Origin of the sequence: Arachnia rubra (genome assembly GCF_019973735.1) — a bacterium.
GTDB lineage: Bacteria > Actinomycetota > Actinomycetes > Propionibacteriales > Propionibacteriaceae > Arachnia > Arachnia rubra.
This window is the reverse complement of sequence record NZ_AP024463.1, coordinates 2084875-2108708: the sequence shown is the minus strand read 5'-3', so window position 1 is coordinate 2108708 and position 23834 is coordinate 2084875. Positions and strand designations below refer to the sequence as shown.

19 protein-coding genes and 1 riboswitch are annotated in these 23834 nt (G+C 65.6%); of the genes, 18 read left to right on the top strand and 1 reads right to left on the bottom strand.

Going from position 1 to position 23834, the window contains the following annotated elements; genetic code table 11:
- The 10 genes from rlmN to cobF all read left to right on the top strand — a co-directional run bounded on the left by rlmN (position 1) and on the right by cobF (position 10709).
- Positions 1–1125 carry a 23S rRNA (adenine(2503)-C(2))-methyltransferase RlmN gene (gene rlmN, locus SK1NUM_RS09640; RefSeq protein WP_212321534.1) on the top strand — a complete coding sequence of 375 codons (1125 nt, stop codon included), beginning with the start codon at positions 1–3 and terminating at the stop codon, positions 1123–1125.
- An 87-nt stretch (positions 1126–1212) separates the two neighbouring features.
- The gene (gdhA, locus tag SK1NUM_RS09635) at positions 1213–2550 is read left to right on the top strand and encodes an NADP-specific glutamate dehydrogenase (protein WP_212321532.1); all 1338 of its coding nucleotides are present in this window, start codon (positions 1213–1215) and stop codon (positions 2548–2550) included.
- An 81-nt stretch (positions 2551–2631) separates the two neighbouring features.
- A complete protein-coding gene (gene dxr / locus SK1NUM_RS09630) occupies positions 2632–3807 on the top strand; it encodes a 1-deoxy-D-xylulose-5-phosphate reductoisomerase (RefSeq protein WP_212321530.1) in 1176 nt (391 codons plus the stop codon).
- Positions 3804–5090, top strand: coding sequence for a M50 family metallopeptidase (locus tag SK1NUM_RS09625; RefSeq protein ID WP_212321528.1), 1287 nt, complete (start codon positions 3804–3806; stop codon positions 5088–5090). The genes dxr and SK1NUM_RS09625 overlap by 4 nt, the downstream gene beginning before the upstream one ends.
- A gap of 91 nt (positions 5091–5181) precedes the next feature.
- Positions 5182–6252 carry a nicotinate-nucleotide--dimethylbenzimidazole phosphoribosyltransferase gene (cobT, locus tag SK1NUM_RS09620; protein ID WP_212321526.1) on the top strand — a complete coding sequence of 357 codons (1071 nt, stop codon included), beginning with the start codon at positions 5182–5184 and terminating at the stop codon, positions 6250–6252.
- A 60-nt stretch (positions 6253–6312) separates the two neighbouring features.
- Positions 6313–6786 (top strand): bifunctional adenosylcobinamide kinase/adenosylcobinamide-phosphate guanylyltransferase, encoded by a 474-nt coding sequence (locus tag SK1NUM_RS09615; RefSeq protein WP_223927988.1) that lies wholly within the window; start codon positions 6313–6315, stop codon positions 6784–6786.
- Positions 6786–7577, top strand: a complete 792-nt coding sequence (locus SK1NUM_RS09610) for an adenosylcobinamide-GDP ribazoletransferase (RefSeq protein ID WP_212321516.1) — start codon at positions 6786–6788, stop codon at positions 7575–7577. The genes SK1NUM_RS09615 and SK1NUM_RS09610 overlap by 1 nt, the downstream gene beginning before the upstream one ends.
- Entirely contained in the window at positions 7574–8518 is a 945-nt protein-coding gene (locus SK1NUM_RS09605; RefSeq protein WP_212321514.1) for a cobalamin biosynthesis protein, read from the top strand. The genes SK1NUM_RS09610 and SK1NUM_RS09605 overlap by 4 nt, the downstream gene beginning before the upstream one ends.
- Positions 8515–9948, top strand: coding sequence for a cobyric acid synthase (locus tag SK1NUM_RS09600; RefSeq protein WP_212321512.1), 1434 nt, complete (start codon positions 8515–8517; stop codon positions 9946–9948). The genes SK1NUM_RS09605 and SK1NUM_RS09600 overlap by 4 nt, the downstream gene beginning before the upstream one ends.
- Positions 9945–10709 carry a precorrin-6A synthase (deacetylating) gene (gene cobF / locus SK1NUM_RS09595; protein WP_212321510.1) on the top strand — a complete coding sequence of 255 codons (765 nt, stop codon included), beginning with the start codon at positions 9945–9947 and terminating at the stop codon, positions 10707–10709. Before SK1NUM_RS09600 ends, cobF begins: the two co-directional genes overlap by 4 nt.
- Before the next feature lie 161 nt (positions 10710–10870).
- Here the strand turns inward: cobF and cobN are convergent, their stop codons facing one another.
- On the bottom strand, positions 10871–14536 hold the full coding sequence (gene cobN / locus SK1NUM_RS09590) for a cobaltochelatase subunit CobN (protein ID WP_223927478.1): 3666 nt from the start codon (positions 14534–14536) through the stop codon (positions 10871–10873).
- A gap of 51 nt (positions 14537–14587) precedes the next feature.
- Positions 14588–14647: riboswitch (cobalamin riboswitch) on the bottom strand.
- Between the two features lie 64 nt (positions 14648–14711).
- On the opposite strand from cobN, the gene purU reads away from it, so the two are divergent.
- The 8 genes from purU to SK1NUM_RS09550 all read left to right on the top strand — a co-directional run bounded on the left by purU (position 14712) and on the right by SK1NUM_RS09550 (position 23829).
- Positions 14712–15560, top strand: coding sequence for a formyltetrahydrofolate deformylase (gene purU / locus SK1NUM_RS09585; RefSeq protein ID WP_396020938.1), 849 nt, complete (start codon positions 14712–14714; stop codon positions 15558–15560).
- Positions 15557–16891 carry a hemolysin family protein gene (locus tag SK1NUM_RS09580; RefSeq protein WP_396020937.1) on the top strand — a complete coding sequence of 445 codons (1335 nt, stop codon included), beginning with the start codon at positions 15557–15559 and terminating at the stop codon, positions 16889–16891. Before purU ends, SK1NUM_RS09580 begins: the two co-directional genes overlap by 4 nt.
- Positions 16884–18089 (top strand): aminoglycoside phosphotransferase family protein, encoded by a 1206-nt coding sequence (locus SK1NUM_RS09575; RefSeq protein WP_212321501.1) that lies wholly within the window; start codon positions 16884–16886, stop codon positions 18087–18089. The genes SK1NUM_RS09580 and SK1NUM_RS09575 overlap by 8 nt, the downstream gene beginning before the upstream one ends.
- A 90-nt stretch (positions 18090–18179) precedes the next feature.
- Complete coding sequence (locus SK1NUM_RS09570; protein ID WP_212327682.1) at positions 18180–19298, top strand: BMP family lipoprotein; 1119 nt, start codon at positions 18180–18182, stop codon at positions 19296–19298.
- A gap of 89 nt (positions 19299–19387) precedes the next feature.
- The gene (locus tag SK1NUM_RS09565; RefSeq protein WP_212321500.1) at positions 19388–20941 is read left to right on the top strand and encodes an ABC transporter ATP-binding protein; all 1554 of its coding nucleotides are present in this window, start codon (positions 19388–19390) and stop codon (positions 20939–20941) included.
- A complete protein-coding gene (locus SK1NUM_RS09560) occupies positions 20938–22122 on the top strand; it encodes an ABC transporter permease (protein WP_212321499.1) in 1185 nt (394 codons plus the stop codon). Before SK1NUM_RS09565 ends, SK1NUM_RS09560 begins: the two co-directional genes overlap by 4 nt.
- Positions 22119–23420, top strand: a complete 1302-nt coding sequence (locus SK1NUM_RS09555; protein WP_212321498.1) for an ABC transporter permease — start codon at positions 22119–22121, stop codon at positions 23418–23420. The genes SK1NUM_RS09560 and SK1NUM_RS09555 overlap by 4 nt, the downstream gene beginning before the upstream one ends.
- Before the next feature lie 10 nt (positions 23421–23430).
- A complete protein-coding gene (locus tag SK1NUM_RS09550) occupies positions 23431–23829 on the top strand; it encodes a cytidine deaminase (protein ID WP_212327680.1) in 399 nt (132 codons plus the stop codon).
- Positions 23830–23834 lie beyond the last annotated feature (5 nt).

The window sequence follows — 23834 nt, the reverse complement described above, 5'->3', positions numbered from 1 at the left end:
ATGCCAACTCAACTTCCACTGGTCTTCGACGTGCCTGCCCGTGGCAAGGCGCCGAGGCATTGGCTGGACCTGAGTATCTCCGAGCGACTTGCCGCGATGGAGGCTTTCGGCCTGCCCAAGTTCCGGGCCGATCAGATCTCCCGGCATGTGTTCGACGGCCTGAGCGACGACGTGACCGCATGGACTGATCTGCCTGCCGCGATCCGGGACGATCTCAAACGGCAGCTCTTCCCGGCCCTGCTCACGCAGGTCCGGCGGCTGACCGCAGACCGGGGCCGCACCATCAAAACGCTGTGGCGGCTTCATGACGGCTCCCTGCTTGAGTCCGTGCTCATGCGCTATCCGAGCCGTTCCACATTGTGTATCAGCTCGCAGGCGGGCTGCGGGATGGCCTGTCCCTTCTGCGCGACGGGGCAGGGAGGACTGAAACGGAATTTGTCGCAGGCCGAGATCGCGGTCCAGGCCTTCGCGGCCAACCGGATGCTGGCCTCTGGTCTGGTGCCTGGTGCGACGGGCCGGCTCAACAACATCGTTTTCATGGGTATGGGCGAGCCGCTGGCCAATTACAAGGCAGTGCTGGGCACTATCCGCACCCTGACCGCACCCAGCCCAGGGGGATTCGGGATGAGCTCGCGTGGCATCACCGTCTCGACTGTGGGCCTGGTGCCGCAGATCGGCCGCCTAGCGGGCGAGGGACTTCCGGTTACCTTGGCCGTCTCCCTACACGCTCCCGACGATGACCTGCGCAATGAGATCGTGCCGGTGAACAACCGCTGGAGCGTCGCTGAGGTGGTTGATGCCGCCTGGGAATACGCCAGGGTCACCAGGCGACGTGTCAGCATCGAGTACGCTCTGATGCGCGATATCAACGACTCCGTTGCTCGGGCCAACCTGCTGGCGGACGTCCTGAAACGCCGGGGAGACTGGGGCTGGGTGCACGTCAACTTGATTCCCCTGAATCCGACTCCGGGATCGCGCTGGACCGCCTCGCGTCCTGAGGATGAGGCGGCTTTCGTCGCGGTGCTTAGGCAGCGGGGTGTGCCCGTGACCCTCCGGGACACTCGTGGTTCCGAGATCGATGGGGCTTGTGGGCAGCTGGCTGCCCGCGAGGAGACCAGGTCCTGAACCGTTTCTGGACTGAAACGTGCCGTTCACAAAGCATCGCTAGGCTTCCGCACGTCACAAGCTGAAATCTACTAGCGAGGAGTCCGAATGGATCAGCAGTTGCAATCCATCTTCGAGTCCGTGGTTGCCCGTAACCCCGGTGAGGCTGAGTTCCATCAGGCCGTCCGGGAGGTCTTCGAGAGCCTCGAGCCCGTCATCAAGAAGAACCCGAGCTACCTGGAGGACAAGACCCTGGAGCGCATCTGCGAGCCTGAACGCCAGATCATCTTCCGGGTTCCGTGGGTCGACGACCAGGGGACGGTTCAGGTCAACCGCGGTTTCCGCGTCGAGTTCAACTCGGCGCTCGGGCCCTACAAGGGTGGTCTGCGGTTCCATCCGTCGGTCTACCTGGGCATCATCAAGTTCCTGGGTTTCGAGCAGATCTTCAAGAACTCCCTGACCGGGCTGCCCATCGGCGGCGGCAAGGGCGGCTCCGACTTCGACCCGCGTGGTAGGTCTGATGCCGAGGTGATGCGCTTCTGCCAGTCCTTCATGACCGAGCTCTACCGTCACCTGGGTGAGTACACGGATGTGCCAGCCGGTGACATTGGTGTCGGAGGCCGGGAGATCGGCTATCTGTTCGGGCAGTACAAGCGAATCACCAATCGCTACGAGTCGGGTGTGCTCACCGGCAAGGGCCTCGACTGGGGTGGTTCTCTGGTGCGCACTGAGGCGACGGGGTACGGCACCGTGGCCTTCGCCCAGGAGATGTTGAAGACCCGCGGCGAGGACTTCGACGGCAAGCGCGTCACGGTCTCCGGGTCCGGCAACGTCGCCATCTATGCCATCGAGAAGGTGCACCAACTTGGCGGCAGGGTGGTGGCCTGTTCTGACTCCTCCGGATATGTGGTGGACGAGGCTGGTATCGATGTGGGGCTGCTGAAGCAGGTCAAGGAGGTAGAGCGCGGTCGTATCGCCGACTACGCGTCCCGGCGCGACGGTGCCGAACTGGGCTCGGCTGGCTCCATCTGGGACGTTGCTGTGGATGTAGCGCTGCCCTGCGCCACCCAGAATGAGCTGAACGGCGAGCAGGCCGCCACGCTGATCCGTAACGGTGTCACAGCGGTGGCGGAAGGCGCCAACATGCCCACCACCCCCGAGGGAGTCCACGCTTTCCAGCAGGCGGGTGTGCTGTTCGCTCCCGGCAAGGCTGCCAACGCGGGGGGAGTGGCCACCTCGGGTCTCGAGATGCAGCAGAACGCCATGCGTGACTCGTGGAGCTTCGAGTACACCGAGGAGCGCCTGACCGGCATCATGCGGAACATCCACGACATGTGTGCTGCCACTGCTGAGGAGTACGGTGCTCCCGGTGACTACGTCGTCGGTGCCAACATTACCGGCTTCATCAAGGTCGCCAACGCGATGCAGGCATTCGGACTCGTCTGATCCTGCTGGATGATCGCCGGCCCGCAACCTCCAGGGCAGTGGGCCGGCGATCGCATTTGCGGATCGTGACACACTGTCTGGGTGCGAAGAATCGTCCTGCTCGGTTCCACCGGCTCCATCGGCACCCAGACACTCGACGTGGTCAGGTCGCGGCGTGACCAGTTCGGCGTGGTGGCATTGGCGGCCTCAGGCCGTAACACCGGATTGCTGGCCGAACAGGTGGCGGCGTTCCTGCCGGCCCGGGTCGCTGTGGCCGATTCCGAGGCGATTCCTGCATTGAGACACGAACTCGCGGTTCGTGGAGTCAAAATGCCACAGCTTCTCACTGGCCCCGAGGCTGCGGCCGAGCTGGCCTCATCGGACTGCGATGTCGTGTTGAACGCCATCACCGGGGCAGCGGGACTGGAGCCCACCCTCGCAGCGCTCAGAGCCGGACGGACGCTAGCGCTCGCCAACAAGGAATCCCTCGTGATCGGCGGACGGCTGGTGACAGACCTGGCGGCTCCCGGCCAGCTGGTCGCCGTCGACTCTGAGCATTCCGCCTTCGCCCAGGCGCTGCGCGCCGGGCGTTCCCAGGAGGTCGCCAGACTCATCCTGACCGCCTCGGGAGGGCCGTTCCGGGGACGTGTCCGTGGTGAGTTGGTGAATGTCACGCCTCAGGAGGCCATGGCCCACCCCACGTGGAACATGGGCAGGGTCATCACGATCAACTCCGCGACGCTCGTCAACAAGGGACTCGAACTCATCGAGGCCGCTCTGCTCTACCGGGTCACCCTGGACGACATCGTCGTGACCGTGCATCCCCAGTCGGTCGTCCACTCCATGGTGGAGTTCAGCGACGGTTCCACGATAGCCCAGGCTTCGCCGCCGGATATGCGTCTGCCGATCGGGCTGGCACTCACCTGGCCGGACCGGCTTCCAGCGGCTGCGGCTCCCTGCGATTGGACGCGTCCCTCATCCTGGACCTTCGAACCGCTGGACGATGCGACCTTTCCTGCGGTCGAGCTGGCCCGCCGCGCCGGAAAGGCGGCTGGCACTGCGCCAGCTGTCTACAATGCCGCCAATGAGGTTTTGGTCGACGCCTTCTGTGAGTCCCGGATCGGGTTCCTGAAGATCACCGACCTGATCGCACAATGCCTGGATGAGCATCTCGGCATTGGGCACGTCCCGGATACTGAACTGACCTTGGAAGCCGTGCTGGCCGCAGATGCCGCGGCCCGTGAACGCGCTCGTGAACTCGTGGAGGAACTCTCTTGAACACCCTCGTGCTGATCGGCCTGGCGTTGCTGTTCTTCGCCCTGATCATGGCCTCCATCGCACTGCACGAGATTGGACACCTCGTGCCGGCCAAGCTCTTCGGCGTCAAGGTGACTCAGTATTTCGTGGGTTTTGGCAGAACCATCTGGTCCAGGAAACGAGGGGAGACCGAGTACGGCTTCAAGATGTTCCCGTTAGGCGGCTATGTCCGGCTGGTCGGGATGTATCCGCCTGAGAAGCAGACGGACAAGCCCAAGGGGTGGCTCACCCGGATGGCCGACCAGGCGCGCAGCTACGAATACGAGGAGATCAGCCCCAGCGACGATGGGAGGCTCTTCCATCAGAAACCCGTGTGGCAGAAGGTCATCATCATGCTCGGCGGGCCCGCCATGAACGTGCTCCTCGCGTTCCTGATCTTCTTGGGCATCAACTTTTTCCACGGCACCTGGCAGTCAACCCTCGAGGTCACGGTCGTCAATGACTGCGTCATACCCGCCGGCCGGGTGCCTGCCACCTGCCAGGATGGTGACCCACAGACCCCCGCCAAACAAGCCGGAATGCAGGTCGGCGACAAGGTGGTTGCCTTCAACGGGCACGCCATCAGCAATTGGAACGAGCTGACGGACTTGATCCGCGCGAACCGCGACGGCGCGGCCGCGATCACCGTGGAGCGCGGTGGGCAGGTCATTGAACTGCCCACCGTCAACACGATCATCCAGCCGGTGTCGGACAAGCTCGACCCGAGTTCGCGGGTGGAGGCGGGTTTTCTTGGGGTCTCGCCCGGCAGGGAGCTGGTCCGTGGCGGTGTCATCGAGACCGCGGGGCAGATGTGGAACACCACCCAGATGTCGGTGGTGGCACTGGCCTCTTTCCCATCCCGGGTCTGGAACGTCGGCGTGGGACTCGTGACTGGCGCTGAGCGTGACATCAACAGCCCGATCTCTGTTGTCGGTGCCAGCCGGGTGGCCGGGGAGATCGCGGTGAGCGACTCACTGCCAGTGGAGGACCGCGCCGTCACCTGGCTGTCGCTGCTCGGCAGCGTGAACCTGTTTGTCGCACTGCTGAACCTGGTCCCGCTGCTGCCACTCGACGGAGGGCATGTGGCCGGTGCCCTCTACGAGGCACTAAGGCGTGGTATCGCGCGACTGCGAGGCCGCGGCGACCCGGGGCCCGTCGACACCGCGAAGATGCTTCCCGTGGCCTATGTGGTCGGTGGTTTCCTGCTGATCGGCGGCGTGGTGCTGATCCTGGCCGACATCATCAGCCCCATCAAGCTGTTCTGAGGATGCTAGCCTCGGCGGTGCGTTCCAGCGGGCCTACGAGCCGGCCTGTCTGCCTGGGCGCTGCCGGTAATCAAGCGAAGGACGTGACCACATGGGCATCACCCCAGCCGAGCTTTCTGCGCTCGCTGCTCGCATCACCCCCGTCGAGGAGACCTGGCTGCAGGCCGGTCGCGCCAGGCAGGATGACCTGACGAAGCCCCCGGGCTCGCTCGGCGAGCTGGAGGCCGTCGGGATCAGGCTCTGTGGCATCGCAGCCCAGTGCCCGCCACCGGTTCCCTCGCATCCGAGGGTGATCGTTTTCGCAGCCGACCACGGGGTGTATGCGCAGGGAGTCACACCGTGGCCCCAGGAGGTCAGTGTTCAGATGGCGGCGGGGATCGCCATCGGCTTCGCAGGCGTCAGCGTGATCTCCCGGGCTTTCGGGGCGGAGGTTGAGGTGTTCGACGTCGGCTTGCTTCAGCACGCGGAAGGCACCACGGACCGCCGCATCGCCGCCGGGACCGCGGACTTCACCCAGGGACCTGCCATGACCAGGGAGCAGGCCCTCGCAGCAGTCTCGGTCGGCATCGAGGCTGCCGATGCCGCCATCGACGCCGGGACTGACGTGCTGGTGCCCGGAGAGGTCGGCCTGTCCAACACCACGCCCGCTGCCGCTCTGACCGCCGCTCTGACAGGAGCCAACGTCGCCGAGGTGACTGGCCGCGGTGCTGGAGCGGACGACGAGATGCTGGCCCACAAGGTGTCGGTCATCCAGCAGGGCCTGGAGACGGGCCGGGTGGCTGAACTGGCTGCTCAGGGCGATGCGCTCGGCGTGCTGGCTGCCGTCGGCGGTTTCGAGCATGCCGCGATGGCCGGTCTGATGCTTGCAGCCGCAGCCCGCCGCGTCCCGGTGGTCCTCGACGGTGTGGTCTCCTGCTCGGCAGCGCTCGTGGCGCGTGCCTTCGCCCCGAGTGTCGCCGGCTATCTGATCGCCGGGCATGCTGGGGTGGAGCCCGCCATCACCGCGGCCCACGAGGCTCTCGGGATCCGGGGTCTCGTCGACCTCGGCCTGAGGCTCGGTGAGGGATCCGGGGGTGCCCTGGCGCTTCCCATCGTCCGGGCCGCTGCCTTGGTCATGAACGAGATGGGTACTTTCAGCGGCCAGGGAGTGTCGAAGGCGTGACCGGTACCGCGCTGGTCCTGGGGGGGGACCCGGTCCGGGAAGTCGACCTTCGCCGAGTCACTGCTCGCCGGTGCCCCCAGGGTCTCCTATGTGGCGACCTCCGAGGTGCGTCCTGACGATGCGGAGTGGGTCGAGCGGCTCAGGATCCACAGGTCCCGCCGTCCCTCCCACTGGGAGACGGTGGAGACCATCGACCTAGCGGCGGAGCTCCGGCGCGACGACGAGGCGCCGATGCTGGTGGACTGCCTGGGGGTGTGGCTGACGAGGCTTTTGGACGACGGCTGCTGGGATCGTGACCCTGCCGCGTTGGAGCAGCTGGGCATTAGGGTCGAGGAATTCCTGTCCGCGCTGCGTAAGACCCGCAGGCCTGTGGTGTTCGTCAGTAACGAGGTAGGGCTCGGGGTGGTGCCTGCCACCAGCGCCGGCAGGCTGTTTACCGACCAGCTGGGACGCCTCAACATGCAGGTGGCAGCCACCGTGGACCGGGTCTGGTTCTGCGTGGCGGGGATCCCGATGCAGGTGAAGGGGACGTAATGCGCGCGCTGCGTGCCCTTCACAGCGCAGTCGCGATGTACACCTGGCTGCCGGTGCGCAAACACGACTGGACGGACAGCGATTTCCCCGACGGGCTAGTCGCTTTCCCCTGGCTGGGCCTGGCACTCGGTGGTGCTGCTGGGTCGCTGGGGTGGGGTGCCACCGCTGTCTCCGGCTCCCTGTTCCTGGGGGCGGTGCTGGCGCTCGGCGCGGTGGCGTTCGTGACCGGTGCGATGCATTTGGACGGCACCGCGGACGTCGCCGATGCCCTGGGCTCCCGCAAACCCGCGGAACAGGCGCGCGCCATCATGAAGCAGTCCGACATTGGCCCCATGGGGGTGACGTCGCTGTTGTTCACGCTCCTCCTGGAGGTCGGCGCCCTCTGCGCCGTGCCCTCCCACACCTGGCCGCTGCTGGTGGCCGCCGGTATGGGGGCGGGACGGGTGACTCCGCTCGCCGCGACCCTGCCGAGACGCGGTGAGGTTGCAGTGCCCGGCACGCTGTCCGCGCTGGTCGCGGGGAAGGCGGGGGCAGCGGGGCTCTGGGTCAGCCGAGCGGCAGTGCTGGTCAGCAGCGGGCTGACTACCGGGTGGTTGCTGGGCTGGCGGACCGCGGTCTGCTGGTGCGCTGTGGTGGTCATCGCCTGGGTGCTCGCCGCATGCTGGCAACGGCATCTCCTACGGCGCCTGGAGCACCTGAACGGCGACTGCTATGGCTCCCTGATTGAACTGACCCAGCTCTCGGTATGGCTGGGAGCAGCGCTCACCGTGAACCTGATCGGAGTGACATGACATTGAGACACCGGGGCGCAGGGCTTGCCCTTGGGGTTGCCCTGGATCAGCTGTTGGCTGACCCCCAAAGGCATCACCCCGTCGCCTGGTTCGGCTCTTGGGCCACCCTGGTGGAGAAAGTCGCCTATGCGGACAGCCGGGCTGCTGGCGCATTGTTCACAGCTGCCGCCATCGCCCCCGCGCTGGCAGGCGGGATCGTGGTGGAGAAGGCTGCATCTCGGCGCGGCTGGCTGCAGGTCGCGGCGACGGCCGCGGCGACCTGGGCGGCGCTTGGGGTCAGGCGGCTCGCCAACGAGGGCGGGATCATGGCCGACCGCCTTGACAGCGGTGACCTTGAGGCGGCGCGGGAGCAGCTTCCCAACCTCTGCGGGCGTGATCCCCGCACCCTGGATGAGGAAGGCCTGGGGCGCGCCACCGTCGAGTCCATGGCGGAGAACACCAACGACGCCGGGGTCTGCACACTGCTGTGGGGTGCGGTCGCGGGGGTGCCCGGGATCCTGGCCCACCGTGCGCTCAACACCCTCGACGCCATGGTCGGCTACCGCAACGAACGCTACGGGCGGTTTGGCACGGTTGCCGCCGTCGCGGACGATGCCGCCGCCTGGTTGCCGGCCCGGGTCACCGGTGCCCTAGCCTGCCTCACAGCCCCGCTGATTGGAGGCAGGACCGGAACCGCCTGGCGCATCATGAGACGGGACGGGGCCAGCCATCCCAGTCCCAACGGCGGCTGGTGCGAGTCAGCCTGGGCGGGTGCGCTTGGCGTGCAGCTGGGTGGAGAGAACCGCTACGGCGAACGCGTCGAGTCGCGTCCCACGCTCGGTGACGGGCCGCGTCCCAGAGGCGCGGAGGTACGCCGGGCTGCGCAGCTGGTGACAGCCGTGACGGCCGCGGCGACGGCGGTGTTCGCCGGGGCCCTGATCCTGTTCGGGGGTAGGAAGTGACTGGGCTGCTGATTGCCGGTACCGCATCGGATGCCGGGAAATCGCTGATCGTCACGGGCCTGGCCCGGGCGTTCCGGCGCCGCGGCATCAAGGTGGCGCCCTTCAAGTCGCAGAACATGTCGAACAATTCGATGGTCTGCTCCGATGGCACTGAGATCGGGCGGGCCCAGTATTTGCAGGCTCAGGCGGCGGGTGTGGAGCCCAGCAGCCTGCTGAACCCGGTCCTGCTGAAGCCGGGCAGCGACCGCCGCAGCTTCGTTGTCTTGCGCGGCAAACCCGCGGGCCAGCTGGAGGCGGGGGAGTATGCGGTCGGGCGCCGCCACTTGGCCGAGGCCGCCTTCACCGCCTATCAGGAACTCGCTGGCGCATACGACCTGGTGTTGTGTGAGGGAGCCGGATCACCTGCTGAGATCAACCTCAGGCAGGGTGACTACGTCAATTTCGGCCTGGCGGAGCGTTTCGGCTTGCCCGTGGTGCTGGCGGCCGACATCGACCGTGGCGGGGCGCTGGCCGCGATCTTCGGCACCCACGGCATCTCCTCCGAACAGGACCGGGAAAGGCTGGTGGGCTACCTGATCAACAAGTTCCGCGGCGACCAGGCGGTGCTCGAGCCCGGCCTGGAGGAGCTGACCCGGCGCACCGGTATGCGCAACTATGGGGTGCTGCCGTGGCTACCCGACGTGTGGCTGGACGGTGAGGATGCCCTGACCATCGGGTCGCGGGTGCTGCGTCCTGGGAACGGGGTGCTCAACGTGGCGGTGATTCACCTCCCGCGCACCTCGAACGCCACCGATGTCGATGCGCTGGCCGCGGAGCCGGGCGTCCAGGTGGTGGTGACCACCTCACCGGAACAGGTCCGGGATGCCGACCTGGCGGTGCTGCCCGGGTCGCGGGCCACCGTCACGGACCTGGCGTGGCTCCGGGAGTGCGGCCTGGCGGAGGTGGTCCGGCACCGTGCCTCGAGACAGCGGCCGGTGCTCGGTATCTGCGGCGGCTACCAGATGCTCACGGACCGTATCCTCGACGACCTCGAGTCCGGGGACGGCGACGCACCCGGCCTCGGCCTGTTGCCTGGTGAGGTTCGTTTCGGGGCAGAGAAGGTGCTCGGGCGGCCTCGGGGAACCTGGCGGGGCGAGGTGGTGGAGGGCTACACCATCCACCACGGCCGCGTCCATGCCGCCGAGGGCGAGGACTTCTGCGAGGGCCAGCAGTCCGGCTCGACCTTCGGGACCATGTGGCACGGAGCCTTCGAGTCCGATGGCTTCCGGCGCGCCTTCCTGACTGAGGTGGCAGAGCTGGCAGGCAGCGACTGGCGTCCCAGTGAGGGGGCGCCCGGCTACGCTGAGCAGCGGGAGGCCATGATTGAACGACTCGCGGATGCCTGCGAGGAGCATGTGGATGTGTCGGCGCTGCTGGAGGTGGCAAGGTGAAGGTCAATATCATCGGTATCGGGGCGGGCAATCCCGCCCATCTGACGGGCGAGGCCATCGCGGCCATGCGCGAGGTGGACGTGTTCCTGGTGGCGGATAAGGGCGAGGTGAAGGCCGACCTGGTGGATGCCCGCCGTGCCCTGTGCGAGGAACACCTGGAGCCCGGCTCTTACCGTTTTGTCGCCGTCGATGACCCGAAGCGTGGGCCGGACGCGGAGCGCAACAAGGAACAGTACGAGGCGGGCGTGGCTGATTGGCACGCCGCCCGGGCCCGCGGCTACGCGGAGGTTATGAGGGGACTCCCGGAGGGCAGTGTTGTCGGATTCCTCGTCTGGGGTGACCCGGCGTTCTACGACTCCACCATCCGCATCGTCGAGCGTATCCGCGAGTTCACCGATGTCGAACCCCACGTAATACCGGGCATCACTGCCTTCCAGGCCCTCGCGGCAGCTCACGGCATCGTGTTGCACGAGGTCGGTGGGCCCGTCCACATCACCACAGGACGGCGCCTGGTGGACGAGTGGCAGCCCGGTCTCGGCATGACCGTGGTGATGCTGGACGGACATCTGAAGGTCCAACACCTCGTCGATAAGGCCGCCGACGCCACCATCTGGTGGGCGGCGAACCTGGGCCTGGAATCCCAGCAGCTACGCAGCGGTCGCCTGGCAGACGTCATCGACGACATCATCGCCACCCGTGCGAGGATACGAGAGGACCACGGCTGGGTGATGGACGTCTACGCCTTCACCCTTGCTGAATAAGTTTCATGCCGGAGATGTCACACGACGAGCTAGTGGCGGCTCTCACCCCTGTGATCCAGGCGTATCTGTCCCGTGGGGGAGGGTGAGTCTCTGTAAACTTCCTCTGATATGCGAAGACCGGCCCCGGACAGATTGTCTAGGGCCGGTCTTTCGTGGTTCTCCTATTCCTCCAGGTCGCCCTCCACTTCCAGGTAGAGCTCGTGGAGCTGGTTGATCAGCTCGGGGTCAGGGTTCTCCCACATGCCGCGGTCCACCGACTCCTGGAGCCGTTCCACCATGCTGCGCAGCGCCCACGGGTTGGCCTGCCGCAGAAATGCCTGGTTCTCCTCGTCGAGCAGGTAGGTGTTGGCCACCGACTCGTACATCCAGTCGCCGACCACCTGCGCTGTGGCGTCGAAGCCGAACAGGTAGTCCACGCTGGCAGCCATCTCGAAGGCTCCCTTGTAGCCGTGGCGGCGCATCGCAGCCAGCCATCTTGGGTTGACCACGCGTGCCCGGAAGACCCGGGCGGTCTCCTCCGCCAGCGACCGGGTGCGCACTGCGTCGGGGACGCTGGTGTCGCCCACATACGCCTTCGGAGCATCCCCGGTCAGGGCCCGGACCGTCGCGACCATACCGCCGTGGTACTGGAAGTAGTCGTCCGAGTCGATGATGTCGTGCTCCCGGGAGTCGACGTTCTTCGCGGCGACCTTGATGCGGCGGTAGTTGTTCTCCATGTCGTCCCGGGCCGGGGCGCCGTCCAGGTCACGGCCGTAGGCGAAACCGCCCCAGGCCGCGTAGACCTCGGCCAGGTCAGCGTCGGAACGCCAGTTCCCCGACTCGATTAGCTCCAGCATGCCTGCCCCGTAGGTGCCCGGTTTGGACCCGAAGATCCGGGTGCGGGCGCGCCGCTCATCGCCGTGGGCCTTCAGGTCGGCGGCCACGTGGGCGCGCACGAAGTTGGACTCGGCGGGTTCCTCCTGTGCCGCGGCAAGCGCCACGGCATCATCGAGGAGCGCCACGACATGTGGGAACGCGTCGCGGAAGAAACCAGAGATCCGGACGGTGACGTCGATGCGGGGCCGTCCCAGTTCTTCCAAGGGAACCGGCTCCAGCCCGATCACCCGGCGGGACTGCTCCTCCCAGATGGGACGGATGCCGAGCAGCGCGAACACCTCGGCGACGTCATCACCGGAGGTGCGCATCGCAGAGGTTCCCCACACGGACAGGCCAACGGAACTCGGGTACTCACCGGTCTCATCCAGGTACCGGGCGACGAGGTTCTCGGCTGCGGCCTGGCCGGTCTGCCACGCCAGCCTCGACGGGATCGCCTTCGGGTCGACGGAGTAGAAATTGCGGCCAGTCGGAAGCACGTTCACCAGGCCGCGCAGCGGCGAGCCCGACGGTCCGGCCGGGATATAGCCGCCGTCGAGGGCGTGCAGCACCGCCGGGATCTCACCCGCGGTCTCACGCAACCGCGGCACCACCTCGGTGGCCCCGAACTCCAGGGCGGCACGCACCCCGGCTACATCCACGTCCTCACGCCCGGCCAGCGGCGCGACGATGCCGTCGATGGCGGCCATATCCCAGTCAGCCGCGGCGAGCTGCTCCACGAGGCTGCGGGCCTCGGTCTCCACCCGGTCGGTGTCCTCCCGCGTGACTGAGACGTCCTGCTGGTCCTCCGGCAGGCCGAGGGCAACCCGCAGGCCCGGCACCCCGTCGGTGCGGCCTCCGAAGACTTGGTTGGAGCGCAGGATCGCCAGCACGAGGTTGACCATGCCCTCGTCCTCAGGTACCTGAGACAGGATGTGCAGGCCGTCACGGATCTGGACGTCCTTGATCTCGCACAGCCAGCCGTCGACATGCATGACGAAGTCGTCGAACTCCTCCTCTCCAGGGCGTTCCTCAAGACCAAGGTCCTGGTGCATCTGGGCGGCCTTGATGAGCTGCCAGATTTCGCCCTGGAGGGCCGGTGCCTTCGCCGGATCCATCACGGAGACATTGCCGTACTCGTCGAGTAGCTGCTCCAGGCGGGAGATGTCCCCGTAGGACTCGGCACGCGCCATCGGGGGGATCAGGTGGTCGACGATCGTGGCGTGGGCGCGACGCTTCGCCTGAGTACCCTCACCGGGGTCGTTGACGAGGAACGGGTAGATCAGCGGCAGGTTCCCGAGAGCAGCGTCAGGCCCCGAGGCGGAATCGAGCGCCAGGGTCTTGCCGGGCAGCCACTCCAGGTTGCCGTGCTTGCCGACATGCACGACGGCATGGGCCCCGAACTCCTTCTCCAGCCAGCGGTAGGTGGCCAGATAGTGGTGTGTGGGCGCCAGGTCGGGATCGTGGTAGATCGCGATCGGGTTCTCTCCGAAACCGCGGGGCGGTTGGACCAGGATCACGACATTGCCGGCCTGCAGGGTGGCGGCGACGATCTCTCCATCGGGATTGGCTACCCGATCCACGAACAGGTTCCCGGGGGCCTCGCCCCAGGCCTGGACCACCTGCTCCTGCAGCTCGGCGGGGAACTCCGCGAACCAGCGCCGGTAGGTGGCGGCATCGATCCTGACAGGCTGGCCACTGAGCTGCTCGCTGGTCAGCCACTCCTCGTCCTGCCCGCCGGCGGCGATGATGGCGTGGATCAGGGCATTGCCCGCGGTGGTGTCGGGATGTTCACCCTCCACCGGCTCCAGCTCGCCGGTGCCGGGGATCTCCCCGGGCTTGCCGAGGTTGTAACCGGCCTCCCGCATCGCGCGCAGCAACCGGATGATCGAGACCGGGGTGTCGAGGCCGACGGCATTGCCGATCCTGGCGTGCTTGGTGGGGTAGGCCGACAGCACGATGGCGATTTTCCGCTGCGCAGGCGGGATCAGGCGCAGCCGGGCATGGTTCACGGCCAGGCCGGCCACGCGGGCACAGCGCTCTGGGTCCGGGACGTAGTGGGGCAGGCCATCCGCGTCGACCTCCTTGAAGGAGAACGCGACGGTGATGAGCCGGCCATCGAACTCGGGCACCGCCACCTGGGTGGCGACGTCGAGAGGGCTCATGCCGTCGTCGGTGGCCTCCCAGGTCTCGCGGTTCCAGGTGAGCGTCAGGCCCTGCAGGATGGGGATGTCCAGCTTGGCCAGCTGCTCCACATCCCAGGCCCCCTCATCGCCACCTGCGGACGCATCGGCCGGGGTGAGCCCGCCGGAGGCCTGCACCGTCGTGATGATGGCATCGCAGGTGCCCAGGAACTCGATGAGACCTGGGTCCGGGTCGCGCAACGAGGCGGTCTGGATAGGGACGGCCCGCCCACCGGCCGCGTCGATGGCATCGGACAGCGCGACGATGTGTTTGATGTTCCCGGCCGCATAGTGGGCGCGGTAGAAGATGATGCCGACCCGGGGCCGCCGGTGACCGTCCGGCTCATCGGTGGGGGCCTCAGGCCGCGGCAGCTCACTCCACACCGGCATCTGCTCCACGGGTTCGAAGGCGTCACCGGTGAGCAGGACGGTGTCGGAGAGGAAGGCGTGCACGTTGCGGAGATTCCCCACCCCGCCCTGCACGAAGTAGTGGTGGGCCTGTGCTGCGACACCCATCGGTACGCTGGAGAGCTCCATCAGCGTGGCGTCGGGGGTGTGCTGGCCACCGAGCACCACCAGTGGTAGCCCCGATTCGGTACAGGTGGTGAAGGTCGCCGGGAGCTGTTCTTTGCCCCCCAGGAATCGGAACACGATCAGGTCTGCTCCGTCGATCAGTGTCTCCACCGCCGCCACGTCGAGCTTCGCGGGGTTTCCGTACACGTAGTCCGCCCCGCTCGCGCGGGCGCTGAGCAGGTCGGTCTCTGTGGTGGTTAGCAGTGCGATTCGTGTCAAGGTGTCCTCCGTCAGGATCCACGTCCGGGTGGTTGAGGTGCCTTATGGGATGTTCCTGACTTCGCGGATGCGTCACAGTGGCGGGACCGTCCCGGAGTCGCACCGGGTTCCAGAGCCCCAAGGCGTCCCAAGCCTAGCGTTTCAGGAGCGGGCTGCTTGTCATCAATGGCCTACGCTGGGCCTCATGCAGGACCTCGTTATGACGTTGCGCTGCCCTGACCGCCCGGGCATCGTGCACGCCCTCACCGGTGCCGTAGTCGCTGTCGGCGGCAACATCACCGAATGCCAGCAGTTCACCTCCGCCGACACGGGACGGTTCTTCACCCGGATCGCCCTGGCCGGTCCCACCTGTGAGGAGCTGCTGGCAGCCCTGGATCCCGTTGCCCAGGGGCTCGGCGCGGAATTCGACATCTACGAGACCGGTCGCCCGACCCGTGCCCTGCTGCTTGCCTCGAAGGAGGGCCACTGCCTCAACGAACTCCTGTTCCGCTGGCGCGCCGGCACTCTGCCCATCGACGTCGTGGGCGTCATGGCCAATCATGATGTGCTGGGGTCGCTGGCCGACTTCTACGGGGTGCCTTTTGCGCACCACGTGGTTGTGCCCGAGACCAAGCCCGCCTTCGAGGCCGAGGTGCGGCGTGTCGTTGAGGAGAAGGAGGTCGACCTGGTGGTTCTTGCCCGCTACATGCAGATCCTCAGCCCAGAGCTTTGCGACCACCTAGCGGGGCGTGCCATCAACATTCATCACTCTTTCCTGCCCGGTTTCAAGGGGGCCAATCCCTACCGGCAGGCCCACAACCGTGGGGTGAAGCTGATCGGCGCCACCGCTCACTTCGTCACCAGCGACCTCGACGAGGGCCCGATCATCGAACAGAACGTGGTGCGGGTGGACCACACCATGGGGGTCGGCAAACTGGTCAGCAAGGGCCGAGGCCAGGAATCCGAGACCCTGGCCGAGGCGGTGCGCCTGTTCGCTGAACACCGGGTGCTGATGGATGGGAACAGGACGGTGATCTTCCGCTGATGTCAGCGGTTTCAGATATCGCGCTCATAGCGCTCTTCATCCTGATCGGCGGCACGTTCGCGGCTGCTGAGATGGCTTTGGTGACTTTACGTGAGTCGCAGATCAGGCAGCTCGCATCCAAGGGGAAACGGGGCCGTGCGATCGAGCGGCTCACGAGCAACCCCAACCGGTTCCTGTCTGCCGTGCAGATCGGTGTGACCCTGTCTGGTTTCCTGTCAGCGGCTTTCGGCGGGGCAACCCTGGCAGAGGGGCTTTCCCCTGTTTTTATGGGGTGGGGAATTCCCGCATCGGTGGCACAGCCCCTCGCGCTCGTGGTGATCACAGTCGTGATCTCATATTTCTCGATAGTCATCGGGGAGCTGAGCGCGAAGCGCCTGGCGATGCAGCGGGCCGAGGGGTTTGCGCTGGCGCTGGCGCCGCTGGTGGCGGGCATCGCCTCCCTGGCGCGGCCCGTGATCTGGTTCCTGGGGGTCTCCACCGACGCGGTAGTCCGGGTGTTCGGGGGCGACCCGAAGATGTCGAAGGACAGCGTTAGTGACGAGGAACTACGGGAGATGGTCTCCGGGTCCACGACGCTAGGCCAGGAGGAACGCAGCATCGTGGACGAGGTCTTCGCTGCAGGTCAGCTCAGCCTCCGAGAGGTGATGGTGCCCAGGACCGAGGTGGACTTCCTGCCCTCCGATATGCCCATCCAGCTGGCCTACAAGGAGGTGCGGGGGGCGCCCCATTCCCGTTACCCGGTCATGGAGGGGTCCGTGGACAAGGTGATTGGTTTCTGCCATGTCCGTGACCTGATGGATCTCGACGCGGGGGAGCGCGGTGGGCAGCTGTCCAGCATTGTGCGGCCTGTCCTGAGCCTCCCGGAGACGGTGAAGCTGCTGCGGGCCCTGTCCGCGATGCGTGCCGCGAAAGCCCATATGGCCATCGTCCGTGACGAGTACGGCGGCACGGCGGGAATCGTCACCTTGGAAGATCTGGTGGAGCAGCTGATCGGTGACATCACGGATGAATACGATGTCGTGGACGGTGGTCCGCCCGCGAAGATCGACCCCTTGGCCAGGCTGGATGGACTGATGACCATCGAGGAGTTCTCGGGCCTGTCTGGCTATGTCATACCCGAGGGTCCCTATGACACCGTCGCGGGGTATGTTATGGCGCAACTCGGGCGGCTGCCCGAGGTGGGGGATGAGGTGACAGTAAAGTTGTCCCAACAGGAGGTCTCCGAGGATGACACAGCCGCACCCTCTTGGACCTTTACCGTCGAGGAGATGGACGGGAGACGCGCCTCCCGGATATCCGCCAGGCCAGCTCAGGAAGCCGCCCATGGATGATGGATCAAGCCTGCTGACAGGTCCTGGGGCCGGTCCTGTGCTCAGCGCCGCCGTGAGGCATGCCGGCGGCGAACTTCTCAGCTGGGCGCTGGAACACGTGGACGCCAACCCCAACCAGTCGACCACCGCCACGTATCTGGCGAAGGTTTCCTGGCCCTATGGGGAGCGCACGGAGTTGCTGGGGGTGTCAGCCCGCAGGGGGGAGCTTTCTGAGACCGACCGGGGGGCGGAGGTCTTTGGTGATGGCAACCGTGAGGTGGCGGTCTGGATCTATCCGGCCGATCCGGACCTTCCGGGGCTGAAGAGAGCCGCCTATCCGGAGGAGCTGGCGGCGCTGGTGAATGAGGCCCGGCTGCTGCCCTACCCCGTGACCGGGGACGATCTTGAGTTGAAGATCATCGGCTACCGGCCACGCCGCCGGGCCGTCGTGCGTTTCACCACGGGAGGGAACACTTTCTACATCAAGGCGATACGGGCCAAGCTCTTCGACGAGGTGTTGTTCAGGCACCGGCTGCTGACCACGGCGGGGGTGCCCGCGCCTCACGTGGCCTACACCACTGACGACCAGCTGATGGTGCTGGACGCTCTTCAGGGCCAGGCACTGGCGCGGGCGATCTTCAATCCCGGCGACCCGTGCACCGCCGAGCAGCTGATCGAGGTGCTGGACGCGATGCCACCGAGCGTCGCGCAGCTCGAACGCCGCCCGCCATGGAGCGATGCCGTCCAGCACTATGCGGAGATCGTTTCGGCGGCCTTGCCCGAGGTGCGGAGCGATCTTGACTGGGCAGTACAGCGAATCCACGCCGGGCTCGCGGGGATCCCGCCGGGCAATGAGCCCACACACGGCGATTTCCACGAGGGCCAGATACATGTGGCGGCTGGGCGTGTGGTGGGGATCCTCGATGTCGACACCATAGGCCCGGGACGCCGCGCCGACGATCTGGCCTGCCTGATAGCGCACCTGTCCACTATCCAGCGCATGAACCCTGCGCAGGAGGCGAAGGTCCGCGATCTGCTCGCACGCTGGGTGCCGATCTTCGACAGGCGGGTAGAACCGGTGGAACTGAGATTGCGGGCCGCCGCCGTCGTCATCTCGCTGGCAACCGGGCCATACCGCAGCCAGGAACCTAGCTGGCAGGAGTCGACGCGGCAGATGGTCCGTTCCGCCGTCGCGCTGGTCAAACAGGTTGCAAGCTGATAACGATTCGGCAGGGCGTCGCCACCGGCCAGAGCCCGACGGGGTAGGGTCAGGTCACCTATGAACCTTCCGAAGTCTGGAGGCCACGTGATCAAGAAGTCTCTGCTCAAGCTCGCCTCACTCACCGCCGTCAGCTCTTTGTGGCTGGCTGCGTGCGCCCAGGCGCCCACCGCACCCTCCTCTTCGAATGATACCGCCCCCGCCAGCAGTGCCACCGGAGGCCAGACCGCCGCCTCTTCCGGGAATTTCAAGGCCTGCATGGTTTCCGACTTCGGTGGCTTCGACGACAAGTCCTTCAACGAGACCTCTTACAAGGGACTGCTGCAGGCGAAGGAACAGCTGGGCATCGAAACCGCCCAGATCGAGTCGAAACAGGAATCCGAATACGCCCGTAATGTTCAATCTATGATTGACGCCAGGTGCGGTGTCATCGTCACGGTCGGTTTCGCTCTGGCCAATGCCACAGAGGCCGCAGCGAAACAGAATCCGGACACCAAGTTCGCGATCGTCGACAACAACTCTTTCGACGGTGTGAGCAATGCCAAAGGGCTGATCTTCAATACCGCTGAGCCCGCCTTCATGGCGGGGTACGTCGCCGCATCCCTGACGCAGACCGGCAAAGTCGGCACCTTTGGCGGAGCCAACTACCCGACAGTCTCGATTTTCATGGACGGTTTCGCCCAGGGCGTTGAGTACTACAACCAGGCGAAGGGTAAGAGCGTCCAGGTGCTCGGCTGGGACCGCTCCAGCAAGGACGGCCAGTTCATCGGCGGCAACGATCCGTTCGGCGACCAGACCGGTGGGAAGAACACCGCCAATACCCTGATCGCCCAGGGAGCGGACATCATCCTCCCGGTGGCCGGTCCCGCCGGCCTGGGAGCACTGGCCGCGGTGAAGGAGTCCAACGGCAAGGTGAATGCCATCTGGGTGGACACTGACGGCTACGTGTCCGCCCCCGAGTACAAGGACGTGATCATCACCTCAATCGAGAAGGGCATGGATGTGGCTGTGCTCGAAATCATCAAGGCCGCCAAGGACGGTACGTTCTCAGCCGATCCATACGTCGGTGATCTCAAGAACAAAGGCGTTGACCTTGCTGAGTTCCATGATTTCGACTCGAAGGTCTCATCCGAGACCAAGTCGGAGCTGGACCAGATCCGCGCCGACATCGTTTCCGGGAAGATCGTGGTGGACACTCCGGTCAAGTGAGCCGGACTCTCGTGGAAAAGGGACACCGATCGGTGTCCCTTTTCTGGTTGGCAGACTGTAGAGTGAATCCGCCCGATGAAGGAGGAACAATGACTTCGTCGCTTCCGGACACCCCGGTGTTGTCATTGTCAGGTATCACGAAACGTTTCGGCACCCTCACCGCCAACGACGACGTCAGTATCGACATCGTCCCGGGTCGCATCCACTGTCTTCTCGGTGAGAATGGGGCGGGCAAGTCCACCCTCATGAACGTGCTCTTCGGGCTGCTCCCTCCTGACGAGGGCACGATCCGGCTTGGTGATGAGGTCCTGGAGCTGAGGGATCCTGGCCAGGCGATGGCCGCCGGCATCGGCATGGTGCACCAGCATTTCATGCTGATTCCCCCGTTCACCGTCGCCGAGAACATGGTCCTGGGACACGAACCCGGGAAGCTGGGGCTTCTCGACGTGTCCCAGGCCCGGCGTCGAGTGCGAGAGCTCTCGGAGCGTTATCACCTGGCAGTCGATCCGGATGCACTCGTGGCGGACCTGCCCGTCGGCATCCAGCAGCGGGTGGAAATCCTGAAATCCCTGGCTCTGGATGCCCGCTACCTGGTCTTCGACGAGCCGACGGCAGTGCTCACCCCGCAGGAGATCGGCGAGCTGATGGGAGTGATGCGCGCGCTGCGTGATGAAGGACGTGCGATCGTCTTCATCACCCACAAACTCCGCGAGGTGCTGGAGGTCGCTGACGACATCACAGTCATCCGCCGGGGCAAGGTGGTCGGGCGGGCAGAGCCCACCAGCACCGAGGCTGATCTGGCGGCCATGATGGTGGGGCGCTCTGTTGAGCTCAGAGTAGCCAAACATCCACCGGCTCCCGGCGGGGACCGCCTGGTCATCTCGGATCTGGTGGTTGCGGACGCCTCCGGGACCATGGCAGTCGATCATCTCGACCTGACGGTGCGTGGTGGTGAGATCATCGTGATAGCTGGTGTCCAGGGCAATGGCCAGTCTGAGCTGGCAGAGGCGCTGCTCGGCACGATGGTCCCTGTCGGCGGCTCGATCACCCTTGACGGCACTGACATCACCCAGCTTTCCCCGGCGAAGACCTTGAAGACAGGTCTCGGCTACGTACCAGAGGACCGGCATCGTGACGGATTCATCGGAGAGTTCTCTATAGCCCAGAACTTGGTGCTGGACAATCTGGACGAGTTCAGTCACCACGGGAATCTCCAGATGAGACGAATCAACGAGAATGCGGTGAAGCTGGTGCGGCAGTTCGACATCCGAGCCAGCTCCCACACGCAACCCGCCAAGTCGCTTTCGGGGGGTAACCAGCAGAAAGTGGTGCTGGCCCGCGAGCTGTCACGCCCCCTGTCGCTGCTGCTGGCGAACCAGCCGACCCGTGGCGTCGATGTGGGTGCCATCGAGTTCCTCCACAACCGGATCGTCGCTGAACGCGACAGGGGCACGGCGGTTCTGATCATCTCGACGGAGCTTGAGGAGGTTGAGTCGCTGGCCGACCGGATCGCAGTCATGTACCGGGGACGGATCATCGGGGTGGTTCCGCCGGACACCCCCCGGGAGGTGCTGGGCCTCATGATGGCGGGTGTGGGCCATGACGATGCCGTCGCCACCGTCAGGCAGGAGGCCGGGGCATGAGCGCTCAGACCAATCAGACCAAGCGGAACCGCCCAGCCTGGGTGAGCACCGCGCTGGTGACACTGGCCTCCCTGGTGCTGGCCTTCGTCGTCGCGATGATCATCATGGTGGTCACGGATGCCGAGATCATGGCGAAATACGCCTACTTCATCGCTCGGCCCAGCGACGCCCTGGGAGCCTCCTTGGGCAAGATCTCCGCCATCTTCACGGCGATGTATGTCGGTTCCCTCGGATCGGTGGTGGCCGTGACGGAAACCACCGCACAGGCGGCTCCCCTGATTGCGGCGGGGCTCGGGGTGGCGGTTGCCTTCCGGGCCGGCCTGTTCAATATCGGCGGACAGGGGCAGGCTGTGATGGGGGCGCTGACCGCTGCGTACATCGGTTTCAGCGTCAAGGGGCTCCCGATCTTCCTGCATCTTCCGCTGGTGATCCTCGCAGGGATAGTCATGGGAGCGGTGTGGGGAGGCGTGGTCGGTCTCATCAAAGCCCGGACCGGGGCCCATGAGGTGATCCTCACGATCATGATGAACTACGTGGCCACCATCACCCTCGCCTACCTGATGATGCAGCCTTTCATGCGGCAGCCAGAGGTTAAGCATCCGATTGCTCCCGTGCTGGAGTGGAACGCCACCCTGCCGCGGATCGACGGCACGCGCCTGCATTTGGGTTTCGGGCTGGCCCTGCTAGCGGCTTTCGCGTGCTGGTGGCTCTTGGAACGCACCACGTTTGGTCTGGAGCTGCAGGCCGTGGGCCTGAATCCGGCTGCCACCGCCACCGCGGGAATCTCTGTCGGCCGGGTCACGGTCATCGTCATGGCGCTGGCTGGCGGGCTGGCTGGCCTCGGAGGCCTGATTGCTGTGACCGCCCCCGAGATGCTGACGGGATTCCCGCCCCAGCTGACCGAGACCATCGTCGGCACCCTCGGTTTCGACGCCATTACGGTCGCTCTCCTGGGACGCTCCCGGCCCCTCGGGGTGGTGCTCGCTGGCCTGCTCTTCGGAGCCCTGAAAGCCAGCCGCACCGCCATGGTCACGATGGCCAGCACGCCGCATCAGCTGGTTGACCTCATCCAGGCCCTGATCGTCCTGTTCGTGGCGGCTCCCGCCTTCGTCACCTGGCTGCTGCCTTTCCTGAGGGAACGCCGGGTTGTCCGGACTACCGTGGAGGAGGCCAAGGCATGATTACCAGCACCGTAGTTTCCCAGGGCCGGGCACAGGCCCGGGAGATTGTCGAATCGCCGGAGATCCGCGCAGTCCGCATCTCCAAAGGCATGTTGCTCACTGCGATCGGCATCCTGCTGATGGTGATGGCGTTCACCGCCAATGCGACTGGGAAGATCGCCTTGTCTGATGCCTTCGCGGAAGTGCAGCTGCCTACCATCGAAGTGCCCGGGCTGCCTGTCTTGCTGCTGTGCTCCCTGCTGACCCTTGCGGCCGGGGTGGGGTTTCTCAGTGGCGGGCTGTCCAAGAACCCGCGAACTGTCGCCGGGGTGATAGCTGGCATCAGCTGCCTGACGGGTTTCATGGTCTGGGCTGCCGCCTCATCCAGCATCGCCTTCACCCTGACGAGTCAGCTGAACCTCACCCTGGAGTACTCCACACCGCTGATCTTCGGGGTACTGGCCGGAGTCCTGTCAGAGCGGGCTGGGGTGGTGAACATCGCAATCGAAGGACAGTTCCTCGCGGCCGCTTTCGCCGCGTCTGTCATGTTCTCCATCACGCAGTCCTTCCCCGCCGCCCTGGTGGCCGCTGCCATAGCGGGGATTCTCATGGCCGCGGTGCTGGCACTGTTCACGCTGAAATACCTGGTCGATCACGTCATCATCGGGGTCGTCGTGAACCTGTTGGCCACAGGCCTGACGGGCTTCATATTCCAGCAGCTTGTTGCCCGTGACCTCAGCACATTCGGGAATGTCACAGCCACGCCGTCGTTCGCCATACCGGGGCTTTCAGACATTCCATTCATCGGGCCCATCCTGTTCTCGCAGCGTCCTTTGTCCTTCATCGCGCTGATCACGGTGCCGCTGGTGTGGTTCCTGATCTATCGCACAAAGTGGGGTCTCAGAGTCCGTGCGGTGGGGGAGCATCCGAATGCTGCCGACACCGTCGGGATCAAGGTCATTGCGACCAAGACCCAGGCCGTGCTGCTGGGTGGTGTGTTCGCAGGTCTCGGCGGCGCCTACTTCACGGTCGGTTTCGGCGGTGCCTTTCAGGACAACAACATCACGGCAGGCAATGGTTTCATCGCCCTGGCAGCGGTCATCATGGGGCGGTGGCACCCCGTCCTGGGGGCCTGCACAGCGCTGTTCTTCGGATTCACCCGCGCCTTTGCGCAGTCGACGAAACTCATGCAGCTCCCGATCCCCAGCCATTTCATCGAGATGCTGCCCTACATCGCGACGATCGTCGCCGTGGCTGGCCTGATCGGCCGGGTTCGCGCACCTGCCGCTGACGGTGCCCATTTTGTGAAGACCCACTGATATGACTGATATGACCGGTATCGACTGGGAGAGGCTCCGAGCGGCAGCGCGCAGGACAGTGCCCCAGGCTTATGCGCCCTATTCCGGCTATCAGGTGGGGGCGGCAGCCCTCGTCGATGATGGCCGTGTTGTCGTCGGGTGCAACGTGGAGAACGCCTCCTACGGTGTGGGGCTCTGCGCCGAGTGCGGACTGGTCTCGCAGCTCAGCGCAACCGGAGGTGGACGTCTCGTGGCATTCACCTGCTGCAACAAGCGGGGGGAGAGGATCATGCCGTGCGGACGCTGCCGCCAGCTGTTGTTCGAGTTCGGCGGGGACGAGCTGCTCGTCGACACCCCAGCCGGTGTACTGCCGATGTCGCAGGTGCTGCCCCAGGCCTTCGGGCCAGCAGACCTGGATCACATTCGCTGAACCTC